This is a genomic window from Streptomyces sp. CC224B, assembly GCF_030010595.1.
In the GTDB taxonomy this organism is placed as follows: Bacteria; Actinomycetota; Actinomycetes; order Streptomycetales; family Streptomycetaceae; genus Streptomyces; species Streptomyces longispororuber.
In genome coordinates this window covers 59,331-74,423 of sequence record NZ_JASCXL010000040.1, presented here as the reverse complement: position 1 = coordinate 74,423, position 15,093 = coordinate 59,331, and the positions used below count along the sequence as shown (strand labels likewise).

Sequence of the window (15,093 nt, the reverse complement as noted above, 5' to 3'; positions counted from 1 at the left end):
GCGCGGCGTGGGGGTGTGTTGTGTCTGCGGGCTGGTGGGGGCTTGCGAGCTCCGTCGCCCGCCCCCCCCCCCCCCCCCCCGCCCCCCCCCACCCGCCAGGAAGTCAGCAGCTTCCGCAGCTCGTCCGGCGCGTGCATAAACGCGTGGTGACCGCCGTCGAGGACGTGGACGTCGACGGAGTCCGCGTACTGACGCCATCCTTCGAGCTGGTCGAGGCTCACGTCGGGGTCGTCTCGCCAGTGCAGTGCGACGACCGGGCAGCCGACCCTGGCCGGCTCGGTCCTGCGGTACTCACGCGCGGCGGCGAGGTCCCGGAGCAGCACGGCCATGCCGAGCTCGACCATGTCCGGCCGGGGCTCAATCCCCCGGCCGCGGATCACCGACTCTAGCTCGGCGCGCAGTTCGGTCTCGGTCATGGTGAGCATCCGGTCGCGTGCGGCATCGTGCGGTGCGGGCTGGCCCGACACGAAGAGACACTCCGGCCCGGGCAGGCCCTGTTCTCTGAGTCGGAGTACGGTCTCGTAGGCAGGCAGCGCGCCCGCGCAGTGCGCGAAGAACGCGAACGGCCGGTCGAGCAACGGCTCCAGTGCGTCGGTCAGGCCGTCGGCGAGGTTTTCGTAGGTGCCGTAGTGGGGGTGGGCCAGCCGGTTCTCGCGGCCGGGGAACTGCACGGGGCAGACCTCGACGTCGTCGATCGCGGTCGGCCAGGCGCTGAAGGCCGAGGCCCCGGACCCGGAGTAAGGGAAGCAGAATATCCGGGCGGGGCTGTCGGTGGCAGGGGGCCTGACGAACCACGGTGAGGGTGTGGAGGCGGGGCCGGAGGTCATAGCGTCCTCCGCTTCTGGGCGACGATGGGCAGGTGGGTCATTCCGGCGATGAAGTACGACCGAAGGTGCTGCGGCTCGCCGTCGAGTTCGATCGAGCTGAACCGCTGGAGCAGTTCCTCGAAGAAAACGCGCAGGGTGAGCCGGGCCAGCGGCGCCCCGATGCAGAAGTGGGGTCCGAACCCGAAGGCGACCTGGCGCTTCGCGCCGTCTCGCGTGATGTCGAAGGCGTGCGGATCGGGGAACTGGGACGCATCCCGGTTAGCCGACCCGATCCAGGCGACGACCGCGGCACGGGCCGGGACGGTGCCCCCGGCGATCTCGACGTCGTTCACCGCGTACCTCATGAAGTTGCAGGCGGCCGACGTCCAACGCAGCCCTTCCTCGACCAGGTTCGGGATCAGCGAGGGGTCGGCCTGCGCCTTGGCGAACTGCTCGGGCCGCTCGATGAGCGCGTGCACCGTGCCCGACACGGTGTGCGGCGTCGTCACATTGGCGCCCAGGAGGATGCTGTAGCCGTCGAGGGCGATCTCGTCGTCGGTCAGTGGCTCGCCGCCCGCGCGGACACTCATGAGGTGGTCGAGCAGGGTGTGCTCCTCGCCCCCGGCCGCCCTCCGGTCCTTGACCCACTCCTTGACGTAGGTGACCAGCTCGTGGTGAGCGATGGCGAGGGTCGCGGCTTCGCTGCCGTGCTGAAAGTGCGGATCCGCAGGAGCCGTCACCATCGCGGTCAGCTGGACAAGTTGCTCCCAGTCCTTCGGTGGGATCCCGAGCAGCGGGCCCGTGACCATCGCCGGGAGGAGCAGCGCCTGCTCGGCCAGGTCGAAGGTCTCGCCGTCGAGGGCCGGTTCGAGGAAGCGCCGGACCGTACCCCGGATCGAGCCCTCCCATGACTTCACCGCCCGGGCCGTGAACTTGGCACCGAGCGGCCTGCGGACCTCGGTGTGCCGGGGCGGGTCGGTGGACGTGAGGAGGAGGCCCGCCGCGGGGTCGTCCACGCCGACGTGGGTAGGCGTCGTACCACGCTCGGAGGTGAACTCCCGGTGGTCACCAAGCACCCGGCACACGTCGTCGTAACGGGTTACGGACCAGAACTCCCGACCGTCGGGCAGGACTTGGTGGTGCAGGGGATGCTTCTTCCGCATCACGTCCCAGACCGGGTGCGGATCGCCCGAAGCGTAGAGGTCCAGGTCGAACAGGTTGACCCGGTCGAGGTCGATGTCGCGCCTCGGACCTGGTGTCAACCTCACGTCCGCGCCCTCTCTCGCTCGATCAGCTCAGCGACCCGTGCCGGGGTCTGCGCCAGGTAAAAATCGCGCACGGACAGCTCGACGCCATATTCTTGGGACACCCGGTCGATGACCTTGATGCCGATCAGAGAATTGCCTCCGAGCTCGAAGAAGTCATCGTCCGCCCCTACTTCACGGCCATCGAGGTGGTCCTGCCACAGCGCCGCGACCTCTTGCACGAGTGACACCGGTGCACCTGTAGGCGCGGAGTGCGAGTCTGACTCCATTTCCAGCCTTTCCTGTTCCAATTGCAGTGCCCATTGGCGCCCTTTTCACTGTCCCGCTGGCGAGACAAAGTATTCCAACGGGCCGGACGAGTGCCTCGCCGAAAGCAGCCATGCCCATACCAGAAAGCGGGTGGGAGGCTGTCGCGATGCGAGCGTAATTGCCCAGGTAAATACAGGGCAAGAGTTGACGAGGGGCGGACATCCCGCCGGGCACTAGCTGTCCCGCCGACAGGACCACCGCGGCACGTCTGCGGGGTGGCCTGGCGCAGCGCGTCAACAGGTTGGAGGCCTGCTCAGCGCCCGTGGCAGAATCGGCGGGTGCAGATAGCGATGCTGGGTTCGTTCGAGGTTCGTCCAGCCGACGGCGGCTTAGTCGAGGTGCCCGGTGCGCGGCTGCGCGGACTGCTGGTCGCCTTGGCGCTCAAGCCGGGTCACGTGGTCCCGAAGGCGTCGCTCATCGACTGGATCTGGGGGGAGCACCCGCCCGCCGATGCGACGAACGCCCTCCAGCGCCTGGTCTCCCGGCTGCGCAAGGCGCTGCCGGGCGGGATGGTCGAAGGGCAGACGGACGGCTACCGACTGATGGTGGAGCCTGATGCCGTCGACGCCGTGCGGTTCGAACGCCTCGTCATCGCGGGCCGGGCCCGCCCCGAGCACAGCGCCCAGCGGGTACAGCTGCTGCGCGAGGCCCTGGAGCTGTGGCGCGGTGCTGCCATGCAGGACATCGGTTTGCAGGGCAGCGCCGCGTTCAACGCGGCGGTCGTCCGGCTTGAGGAACTGCGCCTGACCGCGACGGAGGACCGGGTCGAGGCGGAGATGGCCCTCGGGCGCGGTGCGGAGATGATCCCGGAACTGACCGACCTGGTGACCGCGCACCCGCTGCGCGAACCGCTCGTCGCCGCACTGATGCGCGCCCTCGCCGCGGCAGGCCGTGACAGCGAGGCTCTCCTGGCCTACCAGCGCGCGCGGGAACTCCTGGCCGATGCGTTGGGCGTCGACCCGTCGCCGGAGCTGGCCGCGCTGCACGTCGCGCTACTGCGGGGCGAGCTGGGGCGGCGGGAGGAGACCCGCAAGACCAACCTGCGCGCCGAACTGACCACCTTTGTCGGCAAGGATGCCGACGTCGCCGCGGTCCGAGGGCTCATCGCCGAGCACCGGCTCACCACCGTGATCGGGCCGGCCGGTTCGGGGAAGTCCCGGCTGGCCGCGGAGACGGCGCGCACCCTGCTCGACGAGCTGCCGGACGGGGCCTGGCTGGTGGAGCTTGCCGCCATCCGCGCCAACGGCACTGTGGCCGACGTGGCGCAGACGACGCTCGCCGGGCTGAGCCTGCGGGACGCCCTGCTCGGCGGGGCCCCGAACGCGAAGCTGACAGATCGTCTTATCGCCGCCATCCGCGAGCGGGAGGCGCTGCTGATCCTGGACAACTGCGAGCACGTGATCGAGCCCACGGCCGTGTTCGCCCACCGGGTACTCGGGGAGTGCCGGCGGCTGCGGATCCTGGCGACGAGCCGGGAACCGCTCGGCATCACCGGGGAGGCACTGTGGCACGTCGAGCCGCTGGCCCTGCCGGCGGAGGACGCAGACCTCGGCCAGATCGCTTCCTCCCCCGCCGTCCAGCTGCTGCGGGACCGAGCCGGTGCCGTACGCCGGAACCTGGCGGCCGAGGACCGCACACTGGCGACGATGGCGCGCGTCTGCCGGGCGCTCGACGGGATGCCGCTGGCGATCGAACTGGCAGCGGCCCGGTTGCGCACCCTGCCCATCGACCTGCTCGCTAACCGGCTCGACGACCGCTTCCGCCTGCTGACCAGCGGCAGCCGGACCGCGCTGCCACGGCACAAGACCTTGCGCGCGGCGATCGACTGGAGCTGGGAGCTGCTCTCCCACGCTGAACGGGTGGTCCTGCGTAGGCTCTCGGTGTTCTCCGACGGGGCGAGCCTGGAGGCGGCTGAGCAGGTCTGCGCGGGCGACGCGGTCGAGCCCGAACAGGTGATCGAGCTACTCACCGCGCTGACCGAGAAGTCGCTGTTGGTCGCCGAGGGTGACAGCGCACCGCGCTACCGCATGATTGGCACGATCAAGGAGTACGCACGACACCGGCTCGCCGAGGCAGGAGAGACGAACCAGGCGCGCCAGGCACACCTGGCCTACTTCACCGAGCTCGTCGAGACCGCAGATCCGCATCTGCGCCGCGCCGATCAACTGCATTGGCTGGCCACGCTCGAAACCGAGCACGACAACATCGGTGCGGCCATGCGCGGCGCGCTGGCGGCGGGCCAGGCCCAGGCGGCGATGCGGCTCGCGGCGGGCGCGGGCTGGTACTGGTATCTCGGCGGCCACAAGACGGAGGGTTTCGACCTCCTCACCGCGGCCAGCAAGACGCCAGGCGAGGCGACCGACGAGGTCCGCGCCGTGGTGTACGCCCTCATTGCGATGTTCATCAGCTCCGGGCGGAGCGGCGACGAGCACGAGGCCGCGGAGTGGATTCACCGGACCTACCAGCTCAGCCAGCGTTGCCGGATCAGCCACCCGGTCCTGGGGTTCATCGCTCCGATGGAACGCATGCTACGGGCGCCCGACGCATTCTTGCCCGCGTTCGAACCGCTGTTGGATGACGAGGACCCCTGGGTGCGCGCGATGGCCCGGCTGCACATGGGCAAGATGCGGATCATGCTCGGCCGGGATGGGCGGGACGCGGATGCCTACCTGGAGCGCGCGCTCGCCGATTTCCGGGCGCTTGGGGAGCGCTTCGGGATCTCGTTCGCCCTGACCGTACTGGCGGACCGGATTGCTATGCGCGGCGAGTTCGCCGGCGCGTGCGAGCACTATGAGCAGGCGATCATGGTCGTCACGGAGGTCGGTGCCGCCGAGGACGTCGTCCGGATGCGGTCGCGGCAGGCGCAGCTGTACTGGCTGATGGGCGACAAGAACGCCGTGGCGGCCGCCATCGCTGAGGCGCACCGGAGCGCGGAGCAGGTCACGTGGCCGGACGCGCTTGCCGAGCTGGCCCTCGCGGAGGCGGAACTCGCCCGGTGGAGTGGCAACGCCGAGGAGGCACACAGACAACTCGGCATTGCGAGGGCCGCGCTGGGCGAGGAAGCGGAGCGGTCGAATATCCGTGCGGTGACCGAGGACCTGTTGGGCTATCTCACCAACGACCTCGACGAGGCCCGCAGGCACCGCGAGGCGGCCTGCGAGGCGGCGTCCGAGGCGGGACACGCGCCGCTGATCGCACAGGTACTCGTCGGGGTCGCTGACCTGGCACTGCGCCGCGACGAGCACGAGCAGGCCGCGCGGCTGCTGGCGGCGAGCGCGGGCGTGCGCGGGCTACAAGACCGCTCCCACCCGGACGTGGCCCGGATCGAGCAGACAGCACGTCGCCGCCTCGGCGACACGGGGTTCGCCGAGGCGGCTCGGGAGGGGGCACAGACCAGCTGGTCTCAGCTGGTCGAGATCACGTTCGCTTGTTGAACGAGGAGATCGACCACAGGTACCCGAGGAGAGCGAGCCCAACGCACCAGGCAAGCGCCGCGATTGCGTCGCCGCCCGACGCGTTACCCATCAGCAGCCCGCGCAGCGTCTCGATGATCGGGGTGAAGGGCTGGTACTCGGCGAACTGCCGCATGCCGGTCCCCATCGTGTCCGCGGGCACGAACGCGCTACTCAGGAACGGCAGCATGATCAGCGGCACGGCGGCCAGGCCTGCCGACTCCGCGGATTTCGCGGCCAGCCCCAGGGCGACGGTGAGCCAGCTGGCTCCGAAGGCGAGGAGCACGACGAGACCGAGCACACCGAGCCAGTCGAGAGCGCTCGCGTCCGGAGAGAACCCCATCGCGAAGGCCACCCCGATGATGGCCGCGTTGGCCACCAGACAGCGCACTGTGGTGACGACGACCTGCCCGGTCAGCACGGCACCCCGGGAGACGTCCATGGCCTTGAACCGGTTGATGATGCCCTTCGCCATGTCGTCGTGCACGGCCACCGCGGTGGCGCCAAGACCGTAGCTGACGCCCATCACGAGCATCCCCGGCGTCGCGTAGTCGATGTAGTCGTCGCCGACGCTGAACGCGCCGCCGAACACCTTGACGAACAGGAGCATGACCACGATCGGGAACAGGACCGCGTTGAACACGGTGACCGGGTTCCGCAGGGTGTGCTTCAAGTTGCGGCGCAACATGATCGTCGAATCGGTCAGCGCCGTCGCGACAGTGCTCACTGTGCGATCGCCTCCTGCTCGCTCTTGTGCCCGGTCAGGGCGAGGAAGACGTCGTCGAGGTCCGGTGTGTGCACGGAGAACTCCTGGGCATTGATCATGTGTTCGTCGAGCCGGTCCAGCAGGTCCCGCAGCGACCTCGACTGGCCGTCGCTCGGCACGCGCAGGATCAAGTCCTGGTCGTCCCGCGAGGCCCCGGGCAGGGCCCGCGCCGCCGTGTCGAGCTCGTCGAGGTTGGCGAAGCGAAGCCGGACATGGGTGCCGGGGATCTGGCGCTTGAGTTCCTCGGCGGTGCCCTGGGCGACCAGGCGGCCCTGGTCGAGCACCGCGATCTGGTCGGCGAGCTGATCGGCTTCTTCAAGATACTGAGTGGTGAGGAAGATGGTGGTGCCGTCGGCCACCAGATCGCGGACGATCCCCCACATCGTGCGCCTGCTCCGCGGATCGAGACCTGTCGTCGGTTCGTCCAGGAAGATGATCTGCGGGTTGCCGACCAGCGTCATCGCCAGGTCCAGCTTGCGGCGCATGCCTCCGGAGTAGGTCGCCGCCATCTTGTCTGCGGACTCCGCCAGGTCGAACCGCTCCAGCAGCCGCGTGACCACCTGGTGACCGGAACGCACGCGCTTCAGGTCCGCCACCAGTTGCAGGTTTTCCCGGCCCGAGAGCAGTTCGTCCACTGCGGCGAACTGACCGGTCACACCGATGGTAGAGCGCACCTTTTTGGTCGCGGTCGCCACGTTATGGCCGGCGATACTCACTGTCCCGGCGTCGGCCTTCATCAACGTCGCCAGGATATTCACTGTCGTTGTCTTGCCCGCACCGTTCGGGCCGAGCAAGGAGAAGACCGATCCCGAGGCGACAGCGAAGTCGATGCCGTCGAGCACGACCTTGCCGCCGAATGACTTGCGCAGCCCCGAAACTGCAATTGCCGAACTTTTCATGCCCTCACTGTCCCTAGTGGGCCTGACACCGACCGGTCACGCCCCTGACACGACCACTGACATGACCACTGACACGGGACATCGACAACACTGGTGGGCCGGAGCGGTTGCGGAGCCGCTCCGGCCGACGTCAGGCGACGGTGAGGGCCTCGTCGGAGGTGACCTGGATGGTGGGCAGGATTTCGCAGGACCGCAGCACCATGCCCTGGCAGTAGTTCGCGTTTGCTCCAGGCCGCGCTGCGGCTGGTACGGCATCTTCTAGCGGCCGCGGTAATCGATGTGCAGGCTGATCCGGTCCGCTCGCTCGTCGTCGGTGGGCTCGGCCATCCCTCAGTCCGCCGGCAGGCGATACAGCTCCGGTGATGCCTCCACCAGAAAGCCCCGGTCGCCCGGGTGGCCGCACAGCACAACCTCGGTGAACTCGTAGTCGGGAATGCGCACCGGCTCTCGGTAGATGTAGGCGCGGGCGAGGAGGTGCATGTCGCAGACCTGGCGTGCCATCGGGACGGCCCGCCAGTCCCGGGCGGTGACGAAGTCGGGCAGCAGCCGGTCGAACTCCTCGCGGTGCGCACTGAGGGCTAGTGGGCGGTCTTGCCGGTGCTCAGCAGGTCACAGTGGGCCCGGTCCTTCGTGGACTGGATGCAGAACTGGCACACCTCGGAGTCGGTCCTGGTGCGGAAGTAGCGGCACACCCAAGCGAACATGTCTCCGTAGGAGATCATCCCGTTCGCGTCGAGGTATCCACACAGGATGAGCCGGGCCCGCATGTTGCGGAGCGCGTACATGGCGTAGTTGACCCAGTACGCTCCGTAGCACCTCTCCTCTGTCACCCACTTCGCGTCGAGCACGACCTCCGCCTCGGACACGTCGCTCGCCGCTTCCGCGGTGAGGATGCCGAGAGCCTCCCGCCGGGCGCACATGGACGCTCTGTGCAGGAGCATCTGGGGGTGTGCCACGGCCGCCAGGGCCAGACGGCGTAACACGGAGGGTGAGAGCCTTGAGGGCGAGGTACGCGCCTCACCGGTGAACTACAGAGCGTTGGTCGGCACTACCGTAAGCCATGTGCTTGAGGTGTTTGACCGGATACGCAACGAGCAGGGACACGGTTGTCCGGGGTGATTGCGTGGTCGCTGGGAGGACCAGCGACATCACGCACCCGAAGCGCGAGCCGACGTGCGTCAGTTCATGTTCACCATTTCACACGACGATGTCTTCGCCATGCGTTCGCGCGGTTTCCGCCAACGAATCGTGAGCAGGCAGAGGAATGCGACCTCGCCACCCCGGAGCAGGCAGGTTGTCAAATTTTTTCTCAGGTGTTCTGATCGCTTTACCATCGCTGCCTCAGTGGCACACGCACATGCGGCGGCAAAGTCGCCGCCAGACTTAGTCGTTCGCTTCCGGCACGGTGCCCCACGGATCAAGACCGTCCAAGCCTTCCGGTGGGGCCCGGGTAGCCCTGTCCTGTCAGCGGACAGCGTGACACGACCACGCGCGGGCGGTTCCGAATTTGGCCGGGGCAATGATCCACTATCGCTCTGGTGTTGATCGGAACCGCCCACGGAAGGATGCCGCAAAGGAAAGTACGAGACGGTTGAATATTTCCGCCGCATCGGCTGTTCCGGCGGTGGGCGTTCAGGCGAGAAGGGTGCCGCTTACACAGGTCACGCTCTCGCCACCGACCCAGATGTCCTCGCCCCGCGCCTGAACGGTGAGCACGCCCTGGCGCCCCAGGCGTGCGCCCTGGCCGACTCGGAAGTCGCGCGGTGCCGCCCCGGCGCCGATGAGCCACTGGGCGAGCCCCGCGGTGAGGCTGCCGGTGACTGGGTCCTCGCGCACGCCCTTGGGCAGCGCGAAGGCCCGCACCTCGTATCGCACGGGCGAGCCCTTGGGGTAGGCGCCGATGACTCCGAGTGTCAGGTCGTGCATGTGCCGCTCGTCCGGCTCCAGTGCCAGGACCTCCGCGGCTGACGCGAGCTGCACGGCGGCCCAGCCGGGCCCGTTGTCGACCCACTGGTGGCCGGTGATCCGGGTGCGGTCGACGCGAAGGCCGCGGGCGATGCGCTCCACGTGCTCCTCGTCGAGGGGCCCGCTGCGGCGCAGCGCGGGGGCGAGGAAACCTAGCCCGTCGTCGGTGACACGCACCTGGACGAGTCCCGCGCCGCATTCCTGGGTCACCTGCCCGGACTTTTTCGGGGTTCCCCCGGCCTCCAGCCAGGCGTGCGCGGAGCCCAGCGTGGGGTGCCCGGCGAACGGGATCTCGCCGCCCGGCGTGAAGATGCGCAGCCCGTAGTCGGCATCGACACAGGTGGGCGGGACGACGAATGTCGTCTCGGACAGGTTGGTCCACTGCGCGATCCGCGCCATGTCCTCGTCGTGGATCCCGTCGCCGTCCAGGACGACGGCGACGGGATTGCCCAGGTAGGGGACCTCGGTGAACACATCGACCTGCGCGAAGGAGCGCCGGCGGCGGGAGGGCAGCGGCGTCATGCACCCTCACCCTCGACCAGGACCAGGTCCATGTGTGTGCCTTCGCGCAACGGCACGATGGCGCGGTACTCGGGTGAGGTGTACCAGCGACGGGCGTCCTTGGCCGTAGGGAAACCCATCACTGACAGGTGCTCGGGTCTCCAGTCGCCCTCCAGGACCTCGAACTCCCCGCCGCGGATGACGAATCCGCCGCCGTAGAGCTGCAGTGTCTCGAGGACCTTCGCGCGGTACTCCGCCATGGCCTCCTTGTCGCCGATGACGCCGACGTTGCCGATCAGTAGTGCCGTCATGCCGTGTCTACCGTGTCCTCTCAGATGGATCGCGGGGGGCGGGTGGGGCTCAGCAGGTGAAGTCGGCCTCAGTGCCGATGCCGAGGCGTCGTGCAGCGCGGACGATGGCAAATCCTGAGGCGACGTCCTGCGCGGCCATACCCAGCGATTTGTAGAGCGTGCGCTCGGCGGGAGCCGTGCGGCCCGGGTGCTTGCCAAGAAGCACCTCTCCGATCTCGGTCAGCGGCCGGTCGGCGGGCACCAGCCCCTCCTCGACGGGCGCCGCGATCTCTGAGGACTCGCGCAGCGCACCCTCCCTGCTGTCCACGAACACCGTGCAGGAGGCGACTGCTGCGGCGTCCAGCTCGCGCTTGCCCGGCACGGACGAGCCGACAGCGTTAACGTGCACGCCCTCAGCCAAGTCCGCTGCCTGCACCACCGGCTCGACGGTGTCGACCGTCGTGCACACCAGGTCGGCACCGCGCAGCGCGTCTGCGGGCGTCGCCGTCAGCTCGACCTCGATGTCCGCCCGCTCCTGCGCCCACGCCACGAACTCCTCGGCCCGCGCGCTACCCCGGTTCCACAGCCGCACCCGGCGCAGCGTCCGGATCTCGCGCAGCGCGAGGAGATGGCTGCGCGCCTGCGTCCCGGCGCCGATCAGGGCCAAGTCGCCCGCGTCCGGGGCGGCCAGGGCCTCGGTCGCCACGGCGGACGCGGCGGCCGTGCGCAGCGCGGTCACGGACGCGCCGTCGATCAGGGCCAGCGGCTGCGCGGTCTCGGGGTCGAACACCACGACCATGCCCACGTGCGTCGGCAGGCCGCGGGCGCTGTTGCCGGGCGCGTGCAGCACCGCCTTCAGACCGTACCCCGCGTCGGGCTCACCGCTGACATGACACGGCATGACGCCGAGCAGCGAGGAGTCCCCGGAGCCGAGCACGGTGCGCACGGGCTGGACGACGTCGCCGCCGCTGTAGCGGCGCATCACCTCGGCCACCACCCGGTGTGCCTCTGCCACGGGCAGGGCCTGGCGTACGTGGTCTCCGTTGAGCAGCAGCATCAGCTCGCCTCCTTCTGCGGTGCGTGCGCGGTTCCAGGCGCGTGCGCAGCCTTGCCGAACACCGACCAGACCATGCGTATGGGCCGGGTGCGGGAGATGAACTCCAGGCCGTGGAGCTGCGCGGCGGGCACGGTGGTCAGCGCGAGGTCGGCGGTGCCCTCGACGGCGGCGCGGGCGGCGGCACTGGTGGAGTTGTGATGGATGACCTTGTACGTCTCGTGCCGGCGCGGCATGAGCTGCGCGATGATCGGCTCGGGCGCGGGGTGGCTCGCGATGGTCGGGGCGTCGGGAACCAGGTGGCCGCCGCGGCGCACGGCGATGCCGTACAGCGGGGTGTCCATGACGAAGACCCCGGCGAGTTCGATGTCCGGGTCCATGTAGAACGGGTTGATGCCCTTGTAGGCGTTGGCGACGACGATGTGGCTCACCTCACGGGCGAGCAACGCGTCGCCGGCCTGCTCGTAGGTGTCGAAGAGGTGGATGTCGGCGGTCGGCCCGTCGAGCCCGGCCATCTGAGCGGCGTACCGCCTCGCGGCCACTTCGCTGCTCGTGCCGGGCGGACCGAGCGTGCCGATCGCCTCGGGCTGGGCGGAACCGGGACGCAGGAGAGAGAGGAAGTTAGGCAGCGTCATCCGCTTTTCCCTTACCTTTGCCTGGGGTTGCTGTGCCTGGGTGTGAAGTGGTGAGAGGGGTGAGCCACTCGGGGTGCGCCCGGGCGCCCTGGGGGTCCTGAGCCGTCACGGCCGCGGTGTACAGCGCCGCCACGCGAGCCGCGACCGGTCCCGCGGCGCCGCTGCCGATGTCCCGTCCGGACAGCGCGACCACGGCGGCGACCTCCTTGCCGGTGGAGGTGAGGAACACCTCGTCGGCGGCGTAGAGGTCTGCGGGGCTGAGCGGACGCTCCAGGACCGTCATCCCGGCCTCCTGGCACAGGGTGATCACGCTGTCCCGGGTGAGGCCGGGCAGCAGGTCGCCGGAGTCCGGCGGGGTGGTGAGGACGCCGTTGCGCACTGCGAACACGTTGGCGGTGCTCGCCTCAGCGACGTTGCCCGCCCGGTCGAGCAGGATGGCGTCGTCGTATCCGGCGGCGCGCGCCTCGTCGCAAGCGAGGGCGCTGGTTACATAGCCTCCGGCGATCTTCGCCTGGGCAGGCAGCGCGTCGCGGGGCGGTCGCCGCCAAGTGCTCAGGGCGCAGCGCACCTCGTGCACGCCGCGTACCGTCGGATAGCCGAACGTGGTGATGGACAACGCGTCGGACACCCCGGCCAGGGTGACCCCGGGAGGCGTGCCCGGCAGCAAGGAGAGCTTGTGCGCCACGGGCCGGATGTAGACGTCGCCGTCGTGCTCGTTGCGGCGCAGCAACTCTATGGTGAGGTCGACGAGTTCCTGGGGCGTGGACGGGATGTCGGTGATGCGCAGCATCCGGCAGGCGCGCAGCATGCGCACGTAGTGCTCGTGGGCCCTGAACAGGTGCAACCCCCCGTCGTGCCCGCGGTAGGCGCGGATGCCCTCGAACACCGCGGTCCCGTAGTGCAGGCCCTGCGTGGACAGCGGCAGTCGCGGGGCCCCTGATGGGACGAACTCGCCACGGTCGTATGCCCATGCGCCGAGCCCCAGCTGCGTACGGCGCTGGGCAGGGGCGGCGGCGGGCGTGACCTCGGGGAGCGAGTCGGTGGCGGAGACGCCGGCCATCAGACCCTCCCCGCCGCGATCCGCTCGGCCGAGTGGGACTCCACCGAGGCCCCAGTGCCGGCCTCGCGGAGATCCACCACGCGGGCAGCCTTCCAGCTCACCATGGCTCCGGTGCTGGTGATGGGGCCGGGGTCACCGAAGGTCACGCTCAGCGTGGTGTCCAGTTCCTCACGGCAGTCCACAGCGGCCCGTTTGATGGCGTCCGACCAGGACCGGTCCTGGTCGGCGTGGAGGGTCAGGGACAGGAGGTCCGTGCCCTTCTCGTCACGGGTCACGGTGATCTGGTAGTCGAGGTAGCCGCGGAAGCGGCGCAGCAGCAGGTTCTCCAGGTCGTAGCCGTTGACGAGGTGCCCGTTGAGCTGGAGCCGGTCGCGGACGCGGCCGACGGGTTCGAGCGACAGCGCGGGGACGGCGGCGCCGGGCCCGGGGTCGGTCATGCGCACCATGTCGCCGGTGCGGTAGCGGACGAGGGGTTTGGCGCCGGTGTACAGGTTGGTGATGACCAGTTCGCCGTAGTACACGCCGTCGGGGCCCGGCGGCACGGGCTCGCCGGTGGCGGGGTCGATCACCTCGTACAGGTTGATCAGCGGGGCGGTGCGCAGCGTGCCGTCGGCGGTGGCCGCCGCGAGGACGGACGCCTCCTGGGAGGCATAGAGGCAGTTGTACGCCTCGGCGCCCCACAGCGCACCGATGTTCTCCCGCAGGCTGGGCGACATCAGCTCGCCGGTAAGCATGAGGACGTCAAGGGAGAAGTCCCGCTGAGGGTCAAGGCCCGCCTCGATGGCTTTCTTGGCCAGGCGAAGGGCCATGCCGGGGGTGCAGAACAGACTGGTGATCGGCAGCAGTCGCATGACTTCAAGGGCCCGGTCGAAGCCGATGACCGGGGAGTGCGGCCACATCTTGGCCACCGCGTGGCCCAGGTTTCGGCAGACGTCCCCGAAGGTGTCGCCCGTGGCGTGCAGTTCCGTGGGGCCGGAGATACCGATGACCTGGTGCTCGCCGTGCGGCGCGAAGATGTCCCGATAGTAGGCCGTGAGAACGGTGTTGTTGTGGATGCTGTCACCGTTGGTACGGGGGCAGGGGGTGGGCTTTCCGGTGGTACCGGTGGTCTCGTAGAACGTCCAAGCCTCGGACACGGGCAGCGAAAGTATGTCGAACTGCGCCTGCTGGAGGTCCTGCTTGGTGGTGAAGGGCAGGTTCTGAATGTCATCCAGGCCCAGTCCGGCAATCGTCGCCTCGGAGAGGTCGGCGAGCCTGGCACGGTAGAACGGGGAGTTGGTGCGGACGTAGGCGAGCACCTCGCGGAGCTTGTCGGTCCGGTAGGCGGCGAGGTCATCGGCCGACCACTTGCCCCGACCGAACTCGTCGAAAGTCTTGCGCAGTTCGTCGGTGAGCCCGGCCGCGCCCGGGTCGTATTGCGTAAACACTCGGTCCTCCCTTAATCGTTAAGGTCGGCGACGACCCAGTCTGATATCGCTCGCCACTTCTGCACGGATTCCTGGTGGAATGCGTTCTTCTGATATCTCTCCAGGGCGTCGAGATCTGGCAGTACGCCGATGACGGCGAAGTCGTAGGAGATGTCCCGGTCGACCGCGTTCCAGCCCACTCTCCATTCGACGAGTTCCGGAACCTTATTACCGACTTCCCGGGCGAACTTCTCCGCCTCGATCACGGACGGGGCGGAGCGCTCGATGCCGTCCTTGAGCTTAAAAAGAACGATATGCGTGATCACAATTCTCCTTCGTTCCGGACATCGGCTGGCCTTCGTGCACACGGTCCCCGGTGCCGTGGATTCGTTTCTTCGCCGCCCCCGTGGGACTGTCCCGCCGGCGGGACAAGGGCACGAGCAACGCGCCGCACCCCTACTTTCCGGCAGAGGGGCGTCGTGATCGCTACCTACTCGAGTGACGGCGCCAAAGGGGCTTCCGAATAACCGGTTCTCTCCCGGCCACCAACACTACGCGCGAATCGCTCCCGTATCACTGGCTGAGATAGGCGACCGCACAGAATCGTCGGGCACGACAGGGCCATGATTCAAGGGAGAGCGGACGGCGCCGCAATGCCGGATTGTGCCGCCGTCCCGGACACCGC

At 68.9% G+C, this 15,093-nt stretch carries 15 protein-coding genes; 1 reads left to right on the top strand and 14 read right to left on the bottom strand.

The features are described 5' to 3' along the window. The 3 genes from QK440_RS17980 to QK440_RS17970 form a co-directional block, all read right to left on the bottom strand. A partial coding sequence (locus tag QK440_RS17980; RefSeq protein WP_282794132.1) for an alpha/beta fold hydrolase occupies positions 1-827 on the bottom strand: 827 nt, incomplete at its 3' end. After that, positions 824-2,074, bottom strand: a complete 1,251-nt coding sequence (locus QK440_RS17975; RefSeq protein ID WP_282794131.1) for a cytochrome P450 — start codon at positions 2,072-2,074, stop codon at positions 824-826. The genes QK440_RS17980 and QK440_RS17975, both read right to left, overlap by 4 nt. Next, the gene (locus QK440_RS17970; protein ID WP_282794130.1) at positions 2,071-2,301 is read right to left on the bottom strand and encodes a phosphopantetheine-binding protein; all 231 of its coding nucleotides are present in this window, start codon (positions 2,299-2,301) and stop codon (positions 2,071-2,073) included. Before QK440_RS17970 ends, QK440_RS17975 begins: the two co-directional genes overlap by 4 nt. 357 nt (positions 2,302-2,658) lie before the next feature. Here QK440_RS17970 and QK440_RS17965 point away from each other — a divergent pair, with 357 nt between their 5' ends. Beyond that, the gene (locus QK440_RS17965) at positions 2,659-5,814 is read left to right on the top strand and encodes a BTAD domain-containing putative transcriptional regulator (RefSeq protein WP_282794129.1); all 3,156 of its coding nucleotides are present in this window, start codon (positions 2,659-2,661) and stop codon (positions 5,812-5,814) included. Here QK440_RS17965 and QK440_RS17960 read toward each other — a convergent pair. From QK440_RS17960 to QK440_RS17910, 11 genes are all read right to left on the bottom strand, one after another. Beyond that, positions 5,798-6,559, bottom strand: coding sequence for an ABC transporter permease (locus QK440_RS17960; protein WP_282794128.1), 762 nt, complete (start codon positions 6,557-6,559; stop codon positions 5,798-5,800). The two genes, QK440_RS17965 and QK440_RS17960, sit on opposite strands and share 17 nt — an antisense overlap. Beyond that, on the bottom strand, positions 6,556-7,497 hold the full coding sequence (locus QK440_RS17955) for an ATP-binding cassette domain-containing protein (protein ID WP_282794127.1): 942 nt from the start codon (positions 7,495-7,497) through the stop codon (positions 6,556-6,558). The genes QK440_RS17960 and QK440_RS17955 overlap by 4 nt, the downstream gene beginning before the upstream one ends. Before the next feature lie 330 nt (positions 7,498-7,827). Then, positions 7,828-7,977 carry a hypothetical protein gene (locus QK440_RS17950; protein WP_282794126.1) on the bottom strand — a complete coding sequence of 50 codons (150 nt, stop codon included), beginning with the start codon at positions 7,975-7,977 and terminating at the stop codon, positions 7,828-7,830. A 98-nt stretch (positions 7,978-8,075) separates the two neighbouring features. Then, positions 8,076-8,453, bottom strand: coding sequence for a hypothetical protein (locus QK440_RS17945; protein WP_282794125.1), 378 nt, complete (start codon positions 8,451-8,453; stop codon positions 8,076-8,078). A 676-nt stretch (positions 8,454-9,129) separates the two neighbouring features. After that, entirely contained in the window at positions 9,130-9,984 is an 855-nt protein-coding gene (locus QK440_RS17940) for a PhzF family phenazine biosynthesis protein (protein ID WP_282794124.1), read from the bottom strand. Beyond that, positions 9,981-10,274 carry a DUF1330 domain-containing protein gene (locus QK440_RS17935; RefSeq protein WP_282794123.1) on the bottom strand — a complete coding sequence of 98 codons (294 nt, stop codon included), beginning with the start codon at positions 10,272-10,274 and terminating at the stop codon, positions 9,981-9,983. The genes QK440_RS17940 and QK440_RS17935 overlap by 4 nt, the downstream gene beginning before the upstream one ends. 49 nt (positions 10,275-10,323) lie before the next feature. Further along, complete coding sequence (locus QK440_RS17930; protein WP_282794122.1) at positions 10,324-11,310, bottom strand: ornithine cyclodeaminase family protein; 987 nt, start codon at positions 11,308-11,310, stop codon at positions 10,324-10,326. Then, positions 11,310-11,942, bottom strand: a complete 633-nt coding sequence (locus QK440_RS17925; protein WP_282794121.1) for a prephenate dehydratase domain-containing protein — start codon at positions 11,940-11,942, stop codon at positions 11,310-11,312. The genes QK440_RS17930 and QK440_RS17925 overlap by 1 nt, the downstream gene beginning before the upstream one ends. Next, the gene (locus tag QK440_RS17920) at positions 11,929-13,002 is read right to left on the bottom strand and encodes an aminotransferase class IV (protein ID WP_282794120.1); all 1,074 of its coding nucleotides are present in this window, start codon (positions 13,000-13,002) and stop codon (positions 11,929-11,931) included. The genes QK440_RS17925 and QK440_RS17920 overlap by 14 nt, the downstream gene beginning before the upstream one ends. Then, on the bottom strand, positions 13,002-14,429 hold the full coding sequence (locus tag QK440_RS17915; protein ID WP_282794119.1) for an AMP-binding protein: 1,428 nt from the start codon (positions 14,427-14,429) through the stop codon (positions 13,002-13,004). Before QK440_RS17915 ends, QK440_RS17920 begins: the two co-directional genes overlap by 1 nt. Before the next feature lie 11 nt (positions 14,430-14,440). After that, positions 14,441-14,734 carry a Dabb family protein gene (locus QK440_RS17910; protein WP_282794118.1) on the bottom strand — a complete coding sequence of 98 codons (294 nt, stop codon included), beginning with the start codon at positions 14,732-14,734 and terminating at the stop codon, positions 14,441-14,443. Between the last annotated feature and the right edge of the window lie 359 nt (positions 14,735-15,093).

Bases quoted from the DNA above. Each gene is read 5' to 3' on its own strand.
- QK440_RS17955 (WP_282794127.1), bottom strand. From the start codon at position 7,497: ATGAAAAGTTCGGCAATTGCAGTTTCGGGGCTGCGCAAGTCATTCGGC.
- QK440_RS17950 (WP_282794126.1), bottom strand. From the start codon at position 7,977: ATGCACCTCCTCGCCCGCGCCTACATCTACCGAGAGCCGGTGCGCATT.
- QK440_RS17940 (WP_282794124.1), bottom strand. From the start codon at position 9,984: ATGACGCCGCTGCCCTCCCGCCGCCGGCGCTCCTTCGCGCAGGTCGAT.
- QK440_RS17935 (WP_282794123.1), bottom strand. From the start codon at position 10,274: ATGACGGCACTACTGATCGGCAACGTCGGCGTCATCGGCGACAAGGAG.
- QK440_RS17930 (WP_282794122.1), bottom strand. From the start codon at position 11,310: ATGCTGCTGCTCAACGGAGACCACGTACGCCAGGCCCTGCCCGTGGCA.
- QK440_RS17925 (WP_282794121.1), bottom strand. From the start codon at position 11,942: ATGACGCTGCCTAACTTCCTCTCTCTCCTGCGTCCCGGTTCCGCCCAG.
- QK440_RS17920 (WP_282794120.1), bottom strand. From the start codon at position 13,002: ATGGCCGGCGTCTCCGCCACCGACTCGCTCCCCGAGGTCACGCCCGCC.